Raw genomic sequence first — 17163 nt, 5'->3', positions numbered from 1 at the left:
GACCATTTATCGTCTGAAAGGACACCCGATGACGCGTGTTCGTGCTTTGCTCGTTCTCCTGGCGGTCCCGGCCCTGGCCGCGGCGACCGCGTCCCCCGCACTGGCGGCGAACCCGGCCGTGGCCCCGGGCGGCAACTTCGACCTCGCGGTCTGGCAGCTGCAGGAGCCGGTCGGCTCGCCGGGCAGCCCGACGACCATCTCGTCGTCCCGCCTGCAGGGCGCCAACGGCTTCCAGGACAGCTACTTCTACACCGACACCCGCGACGGCGCGATGACCTTCTGGGCGCCGGAAAAGGGCGTCACCACGCCGAATTCGAACTTCGCGCGGTCGGAGCTGCGCGAGATGAACCGCGACGGATCGGCGGCGAACTGGTCGCTGAGCGGGTCGCACAAGCTGACCGCGACCCTGCGCGTGGTGTCGGTGACGTCGAACGTGTGCGTCGGCCAGGTGCACCTCGGCACCGGCGGCTCGTCGACGAAACCGCTGCTGGAGCTGTACTACCGGGCGAGCGGGGACATCGTGCTGGGCACGGAGAACTCCCCCGACGGCGGGCAGACCGCGCACACCGTCGGCCACGTCGCCGTCGGCAAGACGTGGAGCTACACGATCGGCATCTCCGGCGGCAGCACCATCGACCTCACGGTCAACGGGAGCACCACGCACTACGCCATTCCGTCGTCGTTCAAGGCGTACAAGCAGTACTTCAAGGCGGGCTCGTACAACCAGTCCTCTTCGGACAGCACGACGAAGGGCGCGCGCGTGGCGTTCTACGGCCTGAAGGTCACCCACGGCTGACCGCGCGGCCCGGCCGCCACCGGGCCGCCGCTCGTCAGCGCCAGCCCAGTTCCGGGGCCACGTGCGTCAGGATGTTCTCCAGCACGTGCGCGTTGTAGTCGACGCCGAGCTGGTTGGGGATGGTGAGCAGCAGGGTGTCCGCGGCCTGGACGGCCTCGTCCTCCTTGAGCTGCCGCACGAGCTCGTCGGGTTCCCCGGCGTAGGAGCGGCCGAAGATCGCCCGGGTGTTCTCGTCGATCATGCCGACCTGGTCACGCGAGTGGCGGTCGCGGCCGAAGTACGCACGGTCGGTGTCGTTCGTCAGCGCGAAGATGCTGCGGCTGACCGAAACCCGCGGCTCCCGCTCGTGGCCGGCTTCGGTCCACGCTTCGCGGTAGGCCTCGATCTGCTTGCGCTGCTGGACGTGCAGCGGTTCGCCCGTTTCGTCGTCCTTGAGCGTCGAGCTCTGCAGGTTCATGCCGAGCTTGGCGGCCCAGACGCTGGTCGCGTTCGAGCCGGAGCCCCACCAGATGCGGTCGCGCAGGCCCTCGGAGTGCGGTTCGAGCCGCAGCAGGCCGGGCGGGTTGGCGAACATCGGCCGCGGGTTCGGCTGTGCGAACCCCTCGCCGTCCAGGAGCTTCAGGAAGACCTCGGTGTGCTGCCGGGCCATGTCGGCGTCCGTCTCGCCCTCGCCGGGGGCGTACCCGAAGTAGCGCCAGCCGTCGATCACCTGCTCGGGGGATCCCCGGCTGATGCCGAGCTGGAGCCGGCCCCCGGAGATGAGGTCGGCGGCGCCCGCGTCCTCGATCATGTACAGCGGGTTCTCGTAGCGCATGTCGATCACGCCGGTGCCGAGCTCGATCTTCGACGTCCGCGCGCCGATCGCCGCCAGCAGCGGGAACGGGCTCGCCGCCTGCCGCGCGAAGTGGTGCACGCGGAAGTAGGCGCCGTCGACGCCGAGTTCTTCGGCGGCCACCGCCAGGTCGATCGACTGGTGCAGGAAGTCGGCGGCCGACCTCGTCTCGGAGTGCGCGCCCGGCGACCAGTGGCCGAACGAGAGGAACCCAATCTTCTTCACACCCCCTCAGACGTCCGATGGCCGGGAATGATTCCCGGATGTGACGGGCTCGGTCGCTCGTTCCGGTGAATCGCCGCCCGGGTCCGGCCGGGCCGGGTACTCCGCCGGAAACGAGGAGGAGACGCATGCCCGACAACGACCTCACGGGGTTCCTGATCATCGGCCTGGTGTTCGTGGTGGCGGACGGCCAGGTCCTCTACCGCGGCGGCCGGCGGTACCTGAGCGGGCCGGACGGCGAGGAGGGGACCGGCTCGATGGCCTGGATGGTGGTGACCGTGTTCCACCTCGTGTCGTTCGGCGTGCTCGCCCTGCTCTCGGTCGTCGGCCCGCAGTGGTCCGGTTCGACGGCCGCGCTCGTCGGCCGGCTCGGAGTCTTCCTGCTGCTGATGGCCGTGGCGCACGTGCTGACGCTGGCCGTGCTCGCCCGGCGCCGGCAGGACCGGCTCGTCGAAGAGCACTTCCAGGAGCGGGAGACCGAGCCGCGCGGCACCGAAACCCACGTCCGGCCGGCCACCGAAGTGGTCGTCGAGCCGACCGCGGCGGACCCGGCGTGGCGGCCCGCCGTCACCCCGGTGCCCGGCCAGGACGGCGCGCACCCGCGGGTCGCCCCCGATCTCGGCAACCACGGGCCGTACCGCACCTGAACTGCACCGCAGGCGTTCACCGGATCGAAGGAATCCGCCCGGCGAGCCGCGGCTCCGCGCTGCCGCTGCCCCACCGGGCGTGATTGGATCTTGCCCGGCCGGTGCGTGAGGAAGGAAACTGCGGTGCGAACGTCCCGAGCAGGGCTGGCGGTGGCCGTCTCGGTCCTGGTGGCGGCCACGGCGCCCGCCGCCGCGACCACGCCCGACCCGCTCGCGCCCTACCGGGGCCAGCAGGTCGCCTGGGGCGCCTGCCCCTTCAAGCAGGGCACCCACGCCCGGGCCGCGCAGTGCGCCCGGATCACGGTCCCGCGGGACTGGGCGGCGCCCTCGGCCGGCACCGACCTGCAGGTCTCGATCAGCCGCGCGGCGGCCACCGCGACCCGGCAGGGTGCGATCCTGGTGAACCCGGGCGGGCCCGGCGGCCAGGGCACGTCGCTGGCCGGCGCGCTGGCGAGCCTGGAACCGGCGCTGAACGAGCACTACGACCTGATCGGCATGGATCCCCGCGGGACCGGCCAGGAAGGCGGCGAGGACAAGGGGTACGTCTGCCGCGTGCCGCTGGGCCGGCTGCCCGCGGACGACGACGACCTCGACGCCCGCGACCGCTCGGCGGCCAGCATCGCCGTGCACCAGCGGACCCCGCGCGTGCTGGCCGAGGCGTGCCAGAGCGACGCGCTCGCGCCGTTCGTCACCACCTGGCAGACCACGCACGACATGGACCTGATCCGCGCGCTGCTGGGCGACGAGAAGCTGAACTACCTCGGTTTCTCCTACGGCACCTGGCTCGGGGCGAAGTACGCGTCGCTGTTCCCCGACCGCGCGGGGAAGCTGGTCCTCGACTCCAGCGTGAACTTCGAGGGCCGGCTGCAGGCCGCGTTCGAAGCGTTCCCGAAGATCGACCAGCGCCAGTTCGACGGCGTCTACGCGCCGTGGCTGGCGCGGCGGTTCCCGGACCAGCTCGGCAGGACCGCCGTCGAGGTCCGGGCGAAGTGGGAGCGGCTGCGCACCTTCTTCAAGGCCAAGGGCGTGCCACCGGACGTCTTCGACTCGGTCTTCGTCGGCAACGGCAGCACCCGGCAGTGGATGACCGGCGCGCTGGTCCTCACGAAGGGGGCGGCGGCGATGGACGGCACCGCCACCCCGCCGCCCGCCGCGCTGCGCAGCGACCTCGACAGGGCCTCGCGCGCGGTCTTCGGCCGTCCGGCGGACCGGCTGACGGCCGCCGACGTCGCGGCGGACCCGCCGGAGCCCGACTACGCCGACGTCCCGGGGACGCGGCTGGCCGTGGCCTGCGGCGACCAGCCGACGCGGACGGCGAGCTGGTACAAGCTGCTCAGCGACCTGCAGGGGCCGGCCTACCCGCTGTTCGGCTGGGCGTACGGCCTGAGCGAGGCGTGCGGTTTCTGGTCCGACCCGCCGCAGCACGACCTGCCGAAGCTTTCGCCTCGGGCGGCGAAGAACATCCTGGTGGTGCAGGGCGAATTCGACCCGCAGACCGGTTACGAGCAGGCGGAGGCGGCGGCGCGGGCGGCCGGGATCCCGATGATCTCGGTGGCGGATTCGCCCTTCCACGGCCAGTACGCCGTCAGCGGCAATTCCTGTGTGGACGATCTGGTGAACGGCTTCTTCCTCGGCGGCGCACGCCCGGCGGCCACCATCTGCCCCGGCGTCCCCCTGCCCGGCGAGCACCAGGTGTTCCCGGTGCCGGGCCCGGCGGGCCTGCCGGCCGAGCCGTCGGTGCCCGCGGCGCGTGACTCGCTTTCGACCGCGCGGGAACGCCTTCAGGACGACATCAGCGCGGTCAACCGCGACCGCTGACCCCGGAAACCGGCCCCGAGCTGCGGACGTCCGGAAACTGTCGTACCCCTCCCGTAGCCTTCGGGCCGTGTCGATCAGAGGGGGAAACCAGTGAGCGAGACGACGTTCGCACCGGATCCGTCGCGGGGTTCGGCCGTCCACGTGCGGCGCGGTGGGGCGGCCCCGCCGGGCGTCGAGCCGGTGGCGGAGGCGGCTGCCTGGTGGCGGGCCGCGCTCGCCGGGGATGCGGTGGCGACCGCCGCCTTGTCCAATCCGGACAGCGATGCGGAGCTGGTCGAAGCCGCACTGGCGGGTGATGGGAGCGTGCTGGGCGCGGCTGTCTTGGCCGAGCTGCTGCAGTGCGGTCTCGCGAAGAAGCCCGGCGGCAGGGTCACCTCGTGGTGGATCGCCGACGCGTGGTGGCCGCGGGGGCCCGCGTTCGCGGTGCGGGCCGCGGCCGGGCTGGCCCGGATCGTCCACGTCGAACACTATGGGGCCACGCCGTTCCTGCGGCGGCGAACCGGCCTGAAGCCGTACTTCGAGACCGTGCGCCACCCGCTGTTCCGGCGGTTGCGCGGGATTCTCGCCGCCGCCACGGAAGCCGAGTACGAGGCGGCGACCGAGGCGCTGGCGGGCACTCGCACCGACCTGACCGGCAGGGTGGTGGCGTCGTACCTGGTGCCCACGCGCGAAGACTGGGCCGACGAAGTGGCCGCGGAAACCGCGTCGCTCGAAGACTACGGGTTCGACTGGCGCTCGGTGCTGCACTCGCTGTCGACACCCGCCCAGCTCGAAGCCGTCCCCACCGCGATGCTCCACTGGCGTCTCATGGACGAAGAAGGCCGCCGCACGCTCCTGGACGGGCTGGGTGCCGCCTCGGCGCCCGCGTTCGCCCGCGCGGCCGACGCCGACCCGAACGGCGGTGACTCGCGCAAGAAGCTGCTGGCCGTGCTCGCGGAGCTTCCGGGTGACGAGGCGTTCGAGCTCCTGGTCGCGCGGCTGGGGCAGAAACACGTGCAGCAGGCCCTCTTCGCGGCGATGGGCCGTGATCCGGTGCGCGCGGGCCGGTTGCTGGCCCGGGCCGCCACGTCGAAGGCGGGATACGCCGGGGAGGCGGGTTTCCTGCTGCGGTCCCACGTCGCGGCCCATCCGGCCGGTGTTCTCCCCGATCTCGCGGGCGAGGAGCGTGCCCTGGTCGAACGGGTGCTGGGCGGCGAAGACCGGCTGCCGGCGGTGTCCGGTGACGTCCTGCCGCGGGTGCTCGTGGACCCGCCGTGGGTGAACCGGCGGGCCGCGGCGAAACCGTTCGTCCTCAACGGACTGAGCGTCGACGCCGAGCCGAAACTCCGGTGGCGGCCCGGGGAACAGGCCGGCTGGGCCGAGCGGCGCACGCGGATGCACCGCGGCCTGCACGGCGGCTGGCGGCGGGCGGCCGCGGAGTACGACGCGGGGAAGCTGGTGGGGTGGTACGCGTCGATCCTGTTCCTGGACGCCCCGGACGCGTGGGTGCGCGAGCGGCTCGAAGGCTGGCGGCCCAGCGACCCGTGGGAGGGCGAACTCTGGGGCCGCGTCCTGGCGAGCCGGCACGGGCTGCTCGCGTACCGGCCCCTGGTGGCGGTCGCGAAGGCGAGCCCGGCGCTGTGCGGTGAAGTGCTGCTGCCGTACGCGAGCCCGGAGATCGCCGGGCTGGTGGCGGACTGGCTGGTCCGGCTGAAGACGGCCAAGCCGGTCGCGCTGGCGTGGCTCGGGCGGCACGCCGCCGACGCCGCCGCGTACCTGGTGCCACCGGCCCTGGGACCGGCGGGCAAGCACCGGCACGCCGCCGAGTCCGCGCTGCGGGTGCTGGCCCGCAGCGGGCACGAGGCGGCGGTGGTGGCCGCCGCGGCCGCCCACGGTGCCGAAGCCGCCGACGCCGTCGCGGGCGTGCTGGCCGCCGACCCGCTGGAGATCCTGCCGGCGCGGATCCCGGTCCCCGGCGCCTGGGCGGACCCGGCGGTGCTGCCGCAGATCCGTGTCCGCGGCGGCGAACACGCGCTGCCGGAGGCGGCCGTCCCGCACGTGCTGACGATGCTCGCCCTGTCGAAGCCGGACGAGGTCTACCCGGGCGTGGCGCAGCTTCGCGACACGTGCGACCCCGGTTCGCTCGCCGAGTTCGCCTGGGCGGTGTTCGGGCGGTGGCGGGCCGCGGACTACCCGGCCAAGGACGCCTGGGTGCTCACCGCGCTGGCCGAGCTGGGTGACGACGAGGTGGTGCGCGGGCTGAGCCCGCTGATCCGGGCGTGGCCGGGCGAAGGCGGGCACGCCCGGGCGGCGGCCGCGCTCGACGTGCTCGCCGGCATCGGCACCGACGTCGCCCTGACGCACCTGAACTCGCTGGCGCAGAAGGTGAAGTTCAAGGCCCTCAAGCTCCGGGCGCAGGAGAAGATCGCGGCGGTCGCGGCCGGGCTCGGGCTGTCGGCCGGGCAGCTGGCCGACCGCCTGGTGCCCACGCTCGGCCTCGACGAGCCCGAGACGGCGGTGATCGACTACGGCACCCGGCGGTTCGCGCTCGCCTTCGACGAGCAGCTCCGCCCCTCCGTCACGGACGAGAACGGCCGGCGCCTCAAGGCAGTGCCGAAGCCGGGTGCGAAGGACGACGCCGAGTGGGCCGCCGCCGAGTACAAACGGTTCTCCGCGCTCAAGAAGGAGGTCCGCGCGGTCGCCGCGGAGCAGATCCCGCGGCTGGAGTCGGCGATGGTCCTGGGCCGCCGGTGGCCGGCCGCGGAGTTCGCCGAGCTGCTGGCCGGGCACCCGCTGCTGGGGCACCTGGTCCGCCGGCTCGTCTGGCGCACCACGGGCGGCCGGACCTTCCGCTGCACGGACAGCGGCACGTACATCGACGTGCGGGACGAGGAGTACGTCCTCCCCGCGACAGCCGATGTCGGCGTGCCCCACCCGCTGGAGCTCGCCGGCGAGCTGCCGGCCTGGTCGGAGCGGTTCGCCGGGCTCGGGATCCGGCAGCCGTTCCCCCAGCTCGCCCGCCCGGTCGCGGCCCTCGACGAGGCCGAGCGGGCCGCCCCGGCGTTGAAGCGGTTCGAGAACCGCACGGTCCCGGTGGGCAAGCTCCTCGGCCTCACCCAGCGCGGCTGGGTCCGCGGCCCGGTCCGGGACAACGGAATCGAGCACGAGATCCTCCGCCCCCTCCCCGGTGGCGGCGCGGTGGTGGTGAACCTCGAACCGGGCATCGCGGTCGGCCTCCCGGCGGAGGAGCCGGAGCAGACCCTCACCGCGATCCGGCTCGACGAGCCGGCCACCGGCACGCGGGCATCCCGAGGCACCCGCGTCTTCGGCGAGCTGGACCCGGTGACGGCGTCGGAGCTGATCACGGAGCTGGCGGAGCTGACCCGCTGACCTGGCCCGGCCACCACGTCACCGCGGTGGCCGGGCCGGCCCCGTCGATGGGCGCCCCGGCGCCGACCTGGGCCTACGCCGGCGACCGGCTGACCGGCGCGCCCGACGCCGGTGTCCCGCGTCCGCGCGAATCAGAAAATCTCTGCTGGCGAAGGTAGACATTCCCCCGCGGCCGGAGGTAATGTTCTGCTCGTACCGAGAGAGACCAGACGGGAAGGAAGGCACGGGAACATCACTGGATCGCCCGCAGCGGCTCGTCGCCGCGCGGGTCCGCAGTCCCATCGAGTTCGGAGGTGGTGCTCGGTCACGGAAAAGCGATCCCCGCGCCGTTCGGCGCGGGTGCAGGAAGCCGGCGGTCACGCCGGCCGGCAGTAGTGATACCCAACCTTCGAGGACCCCGGGTGCCACCCACGGCACCCGGGGTCCTTTCTCGATGTGGAGGTGGAATGATCCCCGACCGGGAAAGACCGGCGGAGCCCGGCAAGTTCGACGACGAGCACTACCCCGGCTACACCATGGGCCGGGCCGCGGACATGCTGGGCACCACCCAGGGTTTCCTGCGCAGCCTCGGCGAGGCGGGCCTGATCACGCCACAGCGATCCGCCGGTGGGCACCGCCGGTACTCGCGGCACCAGCTGCGCCTGGCCGCCCGGGCCCGCGAACTGGTCGACCAGGGCACCGCCATCGACGCCGCGTGCCGGATCGTCTCCCTCGAAGACCAGCTCCACGAAGCACGCTCCCTCAACCGTTCCCGGCCGGCCGAACCTGACAGCTGACCCGCTCGGCTGTCCACCGTGGACCCCCGACCTGCCATGCCGGCCAGGCGCAAGCTTCTCAACCACCAGGTTGACAACCCGCGCTCCGGCCTCTAGGTTCGTGCTCAACCGAGGAGTTGAGAAGACAGGTGGACGAAGGCACCGAACGGCTCAACCGGGTGTTCGCGGCGCTGGCCGATCCGACCCGGCGCGATCTGGTGGCCCGGCTGGCCGGGGCGGACGCGACCGTCGGCGAACTGGCCGAGCCGTACGCCATGAGCCTGCAGGCGGTCTCCAAGCACGTGAAAGTGCTCGAAGAGGCCGGCCTGGTGACGCGCAGCAAGGATGCCCAACGCCGGCCGGTCCACCTGGACGCCGAGGTGTTCGACCTGATGACGAAGTGGATCGACCGGTACCGGCGGCAGGCCGAAGAGCGCTACCAGCGGCTCGACGCCCTGCTCGGCCGGATGGCCGGCGACGCAGCCCCAGCCCGCGAGGACGCATCATGACCATGGCGAAACACGAAACCGAGATCCAGGCCGACGGGCGGGTCCCGACGATCCGGATCGTCCGGGAGTTCGACGCGGCCCCCGGACTCGTGTTCCGCGCCCACGTCGACCCCGAGCTCTACGCGCAGTGGATCGGGCCGCACTCGGTCACCACGAGGATCACGCGGTGGGACGCGCGGGCCGGCGGCGCGTGGGCCTTCGCCAACGACCGGGACGGCGAAGAGATCGCCGCCTTCCACGGCAGTTTCCACGACGTGCGGCCGGACGAGCGGATCGTGTGGACGTTCACCTACGACGGCGAGCCCGACGGCGTCGCCCTGGAAACCCTGACCCTCGAAGCACTCGCGGGCGGCCGGACCCGGCTGCAGGTGCTGAGTGTCGTGCAGGACTTCGAAACCCGGGACGGCATGCTGGCGAGCGGCATGAACACCGGTCTCACCGAGGGCTACGCCAAGCTCGACGCACTGCTCGCCAAGGAGGCGTGACATGACACCCACCGGACCCGCGCAGCGGCACGCGCACGACGCCGCCCGGTTCACCGAGCTGACGGAGTCGGCTTCGGCCGCCGACTGGGCGCGGCCCAGCCCGGTCGACGGGTGGACGGCGCTCGACGTCGTGCGGCACCTGGTCGAATGGCCGCGGGCGTTCCTCGGCGGGGCCGGGATCGCCCTGCCGGCCCTGGCCGTCGAAGGCGACCCGGCCGGCGCCTGGAAGCAGCACGTCGCCGACATCCAGGCCATCGTCGAGGACCCCGCCGGGCGGGTGCTCAGCAACCCGCACACCGGCGACCGGCCGGTGGACGAGGCGATCGACCAGTTCTACACCAACGACATCTGGATGCACAGCTGGGATCTCGCCAAGGCGCTCGGCCGCGAACCCGACCTCGGCGAGGAGCGCTGCGCCGCCACCCTGGCCGGGATGCAGCCGATGGAGGAGCTGCTGCGCGGCAGCGGCCAGTTCGGCCCGGCGGTGCCGGTGGCCGCCGACGCCTCGGCGCAGGACCGGCTGATCGGCTTCCTCGGCCGCGACCCCGCCTGGCGGCCCTGAGCGGACGGCGGCACGCGCCGGGTGCGCGTGCCGCCGCGGCGCACCGCAAAGATTGACAACCGCCGGTCCCCGGAGGACTCTGGGAGCGCTTCCAGAAGTCGCCGCCGGGGTCGCTTCCGCCTGCCCCGGCACGAAAGGCGGAAGGAGAGTCCATGGGATCCGCCTCCCGCCGGGGTGCCGCGCGGCCGGCCGTGCTCGCCGCGGTCGCCCTGCTGGTGCTGGGGGTTTCCGTGCTGTGGCCGTGGCCCTCGGGCGCCGCACCGGCGGCCCCGCTGACCGGCAACGCCACCCACTTCGACGCACTCGGCGCCCCCTACGGCGGCTGCGGCCTGCCCCAGGACCAGCTCGACTCGCCGGATTTCGTCGCCCTCAACGTCTACAACACCCCCGGTGACTACGGCTTCTACCCGCGGCCGATCCCGCCGGCGCAGGCCGCCAAGATCGGGCTGTGGGACAACGGCCGCAACTGCGGGCGGTTCGTGCAGGTCACCATCGGCGACTACTGCACCGGCGTCAACGACGGCGCACCGGGACAACCGTTCTGCCGCAACGGGTCCTGGGTGACCGACGGTTACGCGGGCGCCCAGCTGACCATGGTCGTGGCGGACAGCTGCGGCGATTCGAACGCCTGGTGCCGCGACGATCCCGCCCACCTCGACCTGTCGACGGCGTCGCTGAACCGGTTCGTCAAGAACGGTGCCCCGGTCGGGGACATGAACCCCGCGCACTGGAACAACCGGCACGTCTCGTGGTCCTACGTGCCCGCGCCGAGCTACACCGGCGACCTGAAGCTCGGCTTCCTCCAAGGGGCGCAACGGTATTGGACGGCCATCGCCGTGTCGCACCTGCCCAACGGCGTGCACGGCGTGGAGTTCCTCGGCGCCGACGGCACGTGGCAGCCGGCGCAACCGGACAGCGATCTGGGCCAGGCGTTCCTCATCGGCCCGACCGCCACCGCCGGCACCGCCTACGCGATCCGGGTCCGCGACGCGAGCGACGCGCTCGTCAACGACGGCCGCGTCTACCGGTTCACGCTGCCGGACCAGTGCCTTTCGGGGTGCGGACCCGCCTACACCGCCATCAGCTACACGACCGGCACCGGCACCCCGACGACCACACCCACGACGCCCACCACGCCGACGGTCCCGACCACGACGCCCACCACGCCGACGGTCCCGACCACGACGACGACCACGCCGGCCGGGATGGCCTGCACGGCGACCGCCGCGGTCACGTCCACCTGGAACGGCGGGTACCAGCTGCAGTTCACCGTGCGGAACACCGGCTCGGCCGCGGTTTCGGGCTGGACCACGTCGTTCACGTTCCCGGACACCCAGCAGGTGACCAACTCCTGGAACGCCGCGCTGACCCAGACCGGCCGGCAGGTGCAGGCGGCCAACCAGTCCTACAACGGGACCCTGGCCGCCGGAGCCACGACGACCTGGGGCGCCACGGTGTCCGGTGCCGCCCAGCCTCTCTCCGGACTGGCCTGCGCCGCCCGCTGACCTCAGGGGACGGTGGCCCAGAACCCGGTCAGCGCCGCGGCGGCGCGGGCCGGGTCGTGGGTCATCCACCAGTGGCCGAGGCCGTCGAGCTCGGCGACCCGCGCACCGGCGCGGGCCGCCGAACGGCGGCGTTGGTCCTCGGTCCCGGAGACGTGGTCGGCCGTGGCCAGCACGGCCAGCCCCGGCCGGGCCGCCGCGCGTTCCAGCGGCAGGCCCAGGCCGGGCACACCCACGGCGGCGGACCGGTACAGGGTGAGTACCGCCCGGCCCATCGCCTCGTCCTGCCCCTCCGCGACCCGGGCCGCGACGGCTTCGCCCATCCCCCGCGCCACCAGCACCGCCGCGCGGTCCGCGGCCGTGCCGCCGAACCGCGCCGCGACGTCGGCCTCGCCGGCTCCCGGCGTCTGCCAGCGGCGGGCGAGTTCGTGCCACTCGTAGCCCGGGTCGTACATCCCGAGCGCGTCGCTGACCCAGCTGCGGACCAGGTCCGGGTGGCTCAGGACGACGTTCACGACGTGCCCGCCGCCGAGGTCGTGGCCCACCAGGTCCACCGGCTCGCCGAACGCCGCCAGCTCGGCGGCCAGCCAGTCGCGGTAGCCGGCGTGGGTCGCCTCGAACCCGGGCGGCAGCGGGGCGCCGAACCCGGGCGGTGACAGGCGGACCACGTCGGACCGCGGGAGCTCCGCCAGCAGCAGGTCCCAGACCGCCGCCGTCTCGGGGTTGCCGTGGACGAACACCGCGGGCATCACGGACCGGCCGGCGTGGTCGGCTGCAGGACCGATTCCAGCAGCGCTTCGGTGCGCAGGTGGCCGATCGCCTGGTATTCGGGGTCGCGGACCATCGCGGCGAACGTCTTCCGGTCCGGGTAGCGCACCAGCGCCACCGTGTCCCACGCCTGCCCGTCCTCGGCGACGAGGGCGCGGCCGCCGTCGCCCAGGAACTCGACCGTCAGGCCGTAGCGGGTGTTCAGCCCGCGGTTCAGGGCTTCGACGTACCGCCCGTAGCTCTCGCGGCCACCGTCCGGGCGGAACCGCAGCAGGTTGAGCATCACGACCGGGCCACCGGGGTCCTCGGCGAGCAGGGTGTCGAGAGCGTGGTCTTCGATTTCGATCATCAGGGCCTCCTTGGCCGCCACCATACACATACTTGTTTGTCGACACGCAAGTTACTTTGCTACGCTGGTGGCATGCCGACCAGCCGCCGCACCCAGCAGGAACGCCGTGACCAGGCCGAAACCGCGCTCCTGACCGCCGCCGCCGAACTCGTCGTCGAGCAGGGCGTGCGTTCGCTGACGCTCGCCCGCGTCGGGGAACGCGCGGGGTACAGCCGCGGGATCGTCACCCACCACTTCGGCGGCAAGCAGGCGCTGGTCGAACGGCTGGCGCGGGCCACGCAGACCGGATTCGTCCCCGGCCTCGAGGACGTGCCGCCGGGGCTCGGCCGCCTGCTGCGGCTGATCGACGGCTACCTCGGCGAGCTCGGCCGGATCGGGGTGTTCAACCGGGCGTTCCTGCTGCTGTGGGCGGACTCCGCCACCCAGCCGGAGCTGGCGCCGATCTTCCGCGAGCGGGACGCGGCCTTCCGCGCCGACCTGCGCGAAGACGTCGAAGCCGGGATCGCGGCCGGGACGATCGACGCGGGGATCGTCCCGGCCGAAGCCGCGACCGCCGTCGTGGGGCAGCTGCGCGGGATCGCGCTGCAGCGGCTGCTCGACCCGGCGAGCGTCGACACCGGGGCGCTGCGCCGGAGCGTCACCGAGCACTGGCGCCGCGCCCTGCGACCGGCTTCCTCCGCCGGGACACCGGCGACCCCTTAGGCTCTTCGTCGGACCGCGGAGGGAGGTGGCGGGTGACCGGGCGGCTGCCGCGGATCAAGCGCGTGACGATCGAAGACGTGGCCAAGGCGGCCGGGGTGGGCCGGCAGACCGTTTCGCGCGCGCTGCGCGACCTGCCGGAGATCGCGCCCGAAACCCGCGACCGCGTGCTGGCCGCCGCGAGCCGGCTGGGCTACCGGCCGAGCGCGCTGGCGAAGGGCATGCGCACCCAGCGTTCGGACGTCATCGCGCTCGTCGTGTCCGACATCGCGAACCCGTTCTACCCCGCCGTGGCCCGCGGGGTGTACGACGCGGCGGAGGCCGCCGGGTGCAGCGTCGTGCTGTACAACACCGACGCCGACCCGGGCCGCGAGCGCGACGCCATCGAGGACGCGCTGGCCCGCTCCGCGCGAGGTGTCGTCGGGTTCTTCTACGGAACGCCCGAAGACGTCCTGGCCGGCTACGCGCGCTCGGTGCCGCTGGTCGTCGCCGACCGGGAGCTGTCGACCGAGGTGGCGGCCTCGGTGAGCAACGACTTCGCGGCCGGGACCGCGGCCGCGGTCGAGCTGCTCGCCCGGCGCCCGGACGCCTGCCTCGGCATGCTGGACAGCTCGGTCGGGGTGGCGGTGGACGAGCGGCGCCTGGCCTTCCTCGCCGCCTGCGCCGACCACGGCTTCGGCGACGTCTCGGCCCGGATCGTGCAGGGCCCGCCGAGCATCGCCGGCGGCACCGAGGCGGCCCGCCGGCTGCTGGACGAGTGGCCGGCGGTCAACGGCATCTTCGCGTTCAACGATCTGATGGGCATCGGCGCGGTGCAGGCGGTGCTCGCGCGCGGGCACGCCGTCCCGGGTGACTGCGCGGTGGTCGGGTTCGACGACCTGGAGATGTCGGCCTACCTGAACCCGCCGCTCAGCACGGTCCGGATCGACAAGTACGACCACGGGCAGGCCCTGGTCCGCGCCCTGCTCGCGGACACGGCCGACCGGATCTCGCTGCCGGTTTCGTTGATCACCCGCGCCACCGCCTGACGCCGGTTCCGCCGAAGCCGCCCTTGACGGCGTCCCCCTGAGATGCGCATACTCCCCGGGAACCAGGGCCGGGAACATTCCCGGGAACGTTCCCGACACCGGGTGGAGAGGGAGACAAGGGCATGCACGCAGGCGATCCGGGACCACTCGGGCCCCGCTTGCTGCCGCGGGCCCGGGCCGGTCGCGAGGGGACGGTTGCGAGGCGCGGCCGCGGTGGGTGCGAGAACCTCGCGCTCAGCCGCCGGGGCCGCGGTGGGCAACACTGCCTCCGCGCCGGGCCGCCGGGGTGCCGGAACCTCGCCCCGCGCCCGGGCCGCAATGAGAACTCCGTACCGGCCCGCGAGCACCCAAACCTCGCACCGACCCGTCCCCCGGCCGCGGTGCGCACCCAACCATCCGCCGCCAAGACCACCGTCCACACCGGACTCCGCGCCTGCTGAACCTTCCCGAAGCCCGGGTCGTCCCGATCCCGGGCCTCGGCTGACTCCGCCGCCACCCCGAAAGGACCGAACGCAATGGTGCGTACCTCTCCCCCGACAAGACGGCTCCGCCGGCTCGGCGCCGTCCTGGCCGCGGCCGGGCTTGCGCTGGCCACCGCCGCCTGCGGCGGCAGTGACGCCGCCGCGCCCGCCGCCGCGGCCTGTGCGCCCTCCGGTGGCAAGGTCGACCTCTCCTTCTGGTCCTGGCTGCCCGGTATCGACCAGGCCGTCGCCCTGTGGAACCAGGGGCACCCCGACATCCACGTCACCGTCGAGCAGACCCCGCAGGGCAACCAGGGCACCTACAACAAGATGTTCACCGCGCTGAAGGCCGGCCAGGCACCGGACCTCGGGCAGGTCGAGTTCGACTCGCTGCCCGGGTTCCGCGTCCAGCAGGGCCTGCGGGACATCTCGGGCTGCCCCGGCGTCGCGGACGCGAAGGCGAAGTTCGTCGACTGGACGTGGGCGCAGGCCTCGGTCGGCGGCGACGGCGTCTTCGCCATCCCGCAGGACACCGGCCCGATGGGGCTGTTCTACCGCAAGGACCTGTTCGAGAAGTACCACGTGCCGGTGCCGACGACCTGGGACGAGTACGCGCAGGCCGCCAAGACGCTGCACGCCGCCGACCCGAACCTCACCATCACGCACTTCCCGCAGAAGGACGTCAACTGGTTCGCCGGCCTGGTCTGGCAGGCGGGCGGGCACTGGTTCGCCCAGGACGGCCAGCAGTGGAAGGTGAACCTCACCGACCCGGCGTCCACCAAGGTCGCCGACTACTGGCAGAACCTGCTGTCGCAGGGCCTGGTCTCGAACTACCAGGGTTTCTCGGAATCGTGGAACAAGGCGCTGGACTCCGGGCAGATCGCCACCTGGACCGGGGCCGTGTGGGGCGTCGGCACGATCGCGAAGGCCGCGCCGTCGACCGCCGGGAAGTGGGCCGTCGCGCCGCTGCCGCAGTGGACCAAGGGCGAGCAGCGCTCGGGCAACTGGGGCGGCTCGACGACGGCGGTCTTCGCCGGCACCAAGCACCCGGCCGAAGCGGCGCAGTTCGCGCTGTGGCTCAACAGCGACCCGCAGGCCCTGGCCATCCTCAGCGCGCAGGGCGGCATCTACCCCGCCACCGTCGACGCCCAGGCGAACGCGAAGGCCTCGCCCGAGAACACGCAGTTCTTCGGCGGCCAGGACGTCGACGCGGTGTTCCGCGACGCGGGCAAGGGCGTCAGCCAGGACTTCACCTGGGGCCCGTCGATGGAACAGACCTACGCCCACGTCCGGGACGGGTTCGGCGCCGCGCTCGCCGGCAACGGCACGCTCGGCAAGGCGCTTTCCGAAGCCGGCGCGGCGACGATCACCGACCTGCAACGCCAGTCCATTCCCGTGGCGAAGTAGGGCGACGATGGTTGTCGCAGCGTCTCGAACCGCCGCCGGCGTGCCCGCCCGCCCCCGGGTGGCACGCCGGCGGCGGGCGGGGACCAGCACGCGCGCCGCGTGGCTGCTGCTGGCCCCGTTCCTGGTGGGGTTCGCGGTGTTCTACGTGGCCCCGATCGTCGTGGCGGTGGTGAAGAGCTTCACCGCCGTCACCCGGACCTCGACCTACGGCCGGCCCGTCGAGGTGTTCGCCGGGCTCGGCAACTACACCGCGGCGCTCGGCGACGCCGGGTTCACCGGCTCGGTCGGGCGGGTGCTGCTGTTCGGGGTCGTCCAGATCCCGGTCATGCTCGGCCTCGCGCTGGTCCTGGCGCTGGCCCTGGACTCGGCGGTCGTGCGGCTGCGGCGGTTCTTCCGGCTCGCGTTCTTCCTGCCGTACGCGGTGCCCGGCGTGATCGCCGCGGTGATGTGGGGTTTCTTCTACGCGCCGAACCTGTCGCCGGTCAACCAGCTGCTCGACCCGGCCGGGATCCACCCGGACCTGTTGTCCGGCAACGTGATCCTGTACTCGATCGCGAACATCGTCACGTGGACGTTCACCGGGTACAACATGCTGATCCTCTACTCGTCGCTGCAGGCGATCCCGACCCAGCTGTACGAAGCGGCCCGGCTCGACGGTGCGTCCGGCTGGGCGATCGCCTGGCGGATCAAGGTGCCGGTGATCGCGCCGTCGCTCGTGCTGACCGGCGTGTTCTCCATCATCGGCACGTTCCAGCTGTTCACCGAACCCCAGGTGATGGCCGGGGTTTCGAGCGCGGTTTCGTCGTCCTACACCCCGTCGATGGCCGCCTACGCCCAGATTTCCGCCCAGAACTACGGCCTCGGCGCCGCGATGAGCGTGCTCGTCACGCTGCTCATCGCGATCCTGTCGTGGCTGTTCTTCCGGATCACCCGTGCGAGGGCCGCCCTGTGACC

At 73.0% G+C, this 17163-nt stretch carries 16 protein-coding genes; 13 read left to right on the top strand and 3 right to left on the bottom strand.

Annotation, left to right across the window (positions count from 1 at the left end):
- Positions 1-28: 28 nt before the first annotated feature.
- Positions 29-796: a polysaccharide lyase family 7 protein gene (locus ABZW17_RS29880; RefSeq protein ID WP_354821505.1), complete on the top strand. Its 768-nt coding sequence runs from the start codon at positions 29-31 to the stop codon at positions 794-796.
- A gap of 34 nt (positions 797-830) precedes the next feature.
- On the opposite strand, the gene ABZW17_RS29875 is transcribed toward ABZW17_RS29880, so the two are convergent.
- Entirely contained in the window at positions 831-1853 is a 1023-nt protein-coding gene (locus tag ABZW17_RS29875; RefSeq protein WP_354821502.1) for an LLM class flavin-dependent oxidoreductase, read from the bottom strand.
- A 125-nt stretch (positions 1854-1978) separates the two neighbouring features.
- Between ABZW17_RS29875 and ABZW17_RS29870 the strand changes: the two genes are divergently transcribed.
- The 8 genes from ABZW17_RS29870 (at position 1979) to ABZW17_RS29835 (ending at position 11500) form a co-directional block, all read left to right on the top strand.
- Positions 1979-2497 carry a hypothetical protein gene (locus ABZW17_RS29870; protein ID WP_354821499.1) on the top strand — a complete coding sequence of 173 codons (519 nt, stop codon included), beginning with the start codon at positions 1979-1981 and terminating at the stop codon, positions 2495-2497.
- Between the two features lie 150 nt (positions 2498-2647).
- Positions 2648-4315 carry an alpha/beta fold hydrolase gene (locus tag ABZW17_RS29865; RefSeq protein ID WP_354821672.1) on the top strand — a complete coding sequence of 556 codons (1668 nt, stop codon included), beginning with the start codon at positions 2648-2650 and terminating at the stop codon, positions 4313-4315.
- Positions 4316-4405: 90 nt separating this feature from the next.
- A complete protein-coding gene (locus ABZW17_RS29860; protein ID WP_354821496.1) occupies positions 4406-7684 on the top strand; it encodes a DUF4132 domain-containing protein in 3279 nt (1092 codons plus the stop codon).
- A 446-nt stretch (positions 7685-8130) separates the two neighbouring features.
- Positions 8131-8460, top strand: a complete 330-nt coding sequence (locus ABZW17_RS29855) for a helix-turn-helix domain-containing protein (protein ID WP_354821493.1) — start codon at positions 8131-8133, stop codon at positions 8458-8460.
- A gap of 128 nt (positions 8461-8588) precedes the next feature.
- Positions 8589-8948 carry a metalloregulator ArsR/SmtB family transcription factor gene (locus ABZW17_RS29850; RefSeq protein ID WP_354821490.1) on the top strand — a complete coding sequence of 120 codons (360 nt, stop codon included), beginning with the start codon at positions 8589-8591 and terminating at the stop codon, positions 8946-8948.
- A complete protein-coding gene (locus ABZW17_RS29845) occupies positions 8945-9433 on the top strand; it encodes an SRPBCC family protein (RefSeq protein WP_354821487.1) in 489 nt (162 codons plus the stop codon). Before ABZW17_RS29850 ends, ABZW17_RS29845 begins: the two co-directional genes overlap by 4 nt.
- A 1-nt stretch (position 9434) precedes the next feature.
- Positions 9435-9995 (top strand): maleylpyruvate isomerase family mycothiol-dependent enzyme, encoded by a 561-nt coding sequence (locus ABZW17_RS29840; protein WP_354821484.1) that lies wholly within the window; start codon positions 9435-9437, stop codon positions 9993-9995.
- 152 nt (positions 9996-10147) lie between these two features.
- The gene (locus tag ABZW17_RS29835; protein WP_354821476.1) at positions 10148-11500 is read left to right on the top strand and encodes a cellulose binding domain-containing protein; all 1353 of its coding nucleotides are present in this window, start codon (positions 10148-10150) and stop codon (positions 11498-11500) included.
- 2 nt (positions 11501-11502) lie between these two features.
- Here the strand turns inward: ABZW17_RS29835 and ABZW17_RS29830 are convergent, their stop codons facing one another.
- A complete protein-coding gene (locus ABZW17_RS29830; protein ID WP_354821473.1) occupies positions 11503-12246 on the bottom strand; it encodes an alpha/beta fold hydrolase in 744 nt (247 codons plus the stop codon).
- The gene (locus ABZW17_RS29825; protein ID WP_354821470.1) at positions 12246-12614 is read right to left on the bottom strand and encodes a DUF1330 domain-containing protein; all 369 of its coding nucleotides are present in this window, start codon (positions 12612-12614) and stop codon (positions 12246-12248) included. Before ABZW17_RS29825 ends, ABZW17_RS29830 begins: the two co-directional genes overlap by 1 nt.
- Positions 12615-12686: 72 nt before the next feature.
- On the opposite strand from ABZW17_RS29825, the gene ABZW17_RS29820 reads away from it, so the two are divergent.
- The 4 genes from ABZW17_RS29820 to ABZW17_RS29805 all read left to right on the top strand — a co-directional run bounded on the left by ABZW17_RS29820 (position 12687) and on the right by ABZW17_RS29805 (position 17161).
- Positions 12687-13316 (top strand): TetR/AcrR family transcriptional regulator, encoded by a 630-nt coding sequence (locus tag ABZW17_RS29820; protein WP_354821467.1) that lies wholly within the window; start codon positions 12687-12689, stop codon positions 13314-13316.
- A gap of 32 nt (positions 13317-13348) precedes the next feature.
- The gene (locus tag ABZW17_RS29815; protein WP_354821464.1) at positions 13349-14341 is read left to right on the top strand and encodes a LacI family DNA-binding transcriptional regulator; all 993 of its coding nucleotides are present in this window, start codon (positions 13349-13351) and stop codon (positions 14339-14341) included.
- A gap of 515 nt (positions 14342-14856) precedes the next feature.
- On the top strand, positions 14857-16209 hold the full coding sequence (locus ABZW17_RS29810; protein ID WP_354821461.1) for a sugar ABC transporter substrate-binding protein: 1353 nt from the start codon (positions 14857-14859) through the stop codon (positions 16207-16209).
- 40 nt (positions 16210-16249) lie between these two features.
- Positions 16250-17161 (top strand): sugar ABC transporter permease, encoded by a 912-nt coding sequence (locus ABZW17_RS29805; RefSeq protein ID WP_354821458.1) that lies wholly within the window; start codon positions 16250-16252, stop codon positions 17159-17161.
- Positions 17162-17163 lie beyond the last annotated feature (2 nt).

The sequence above is a fragment of the Amycolatopsis sp. NPDC004625 genome, from assembly GCF_040609695.1.
Taxonomy (GTDB): domain Bacteria; phylum Actinomycetota; class Actinomycetes; order Mycobacteriales; family Pseudonocardiaceae; genus Amycolatopsis.
Note: the sequence above shows the minus strand (reverse complement) of the source record. Positions and strands in the feature narration are given on the sequence as shown.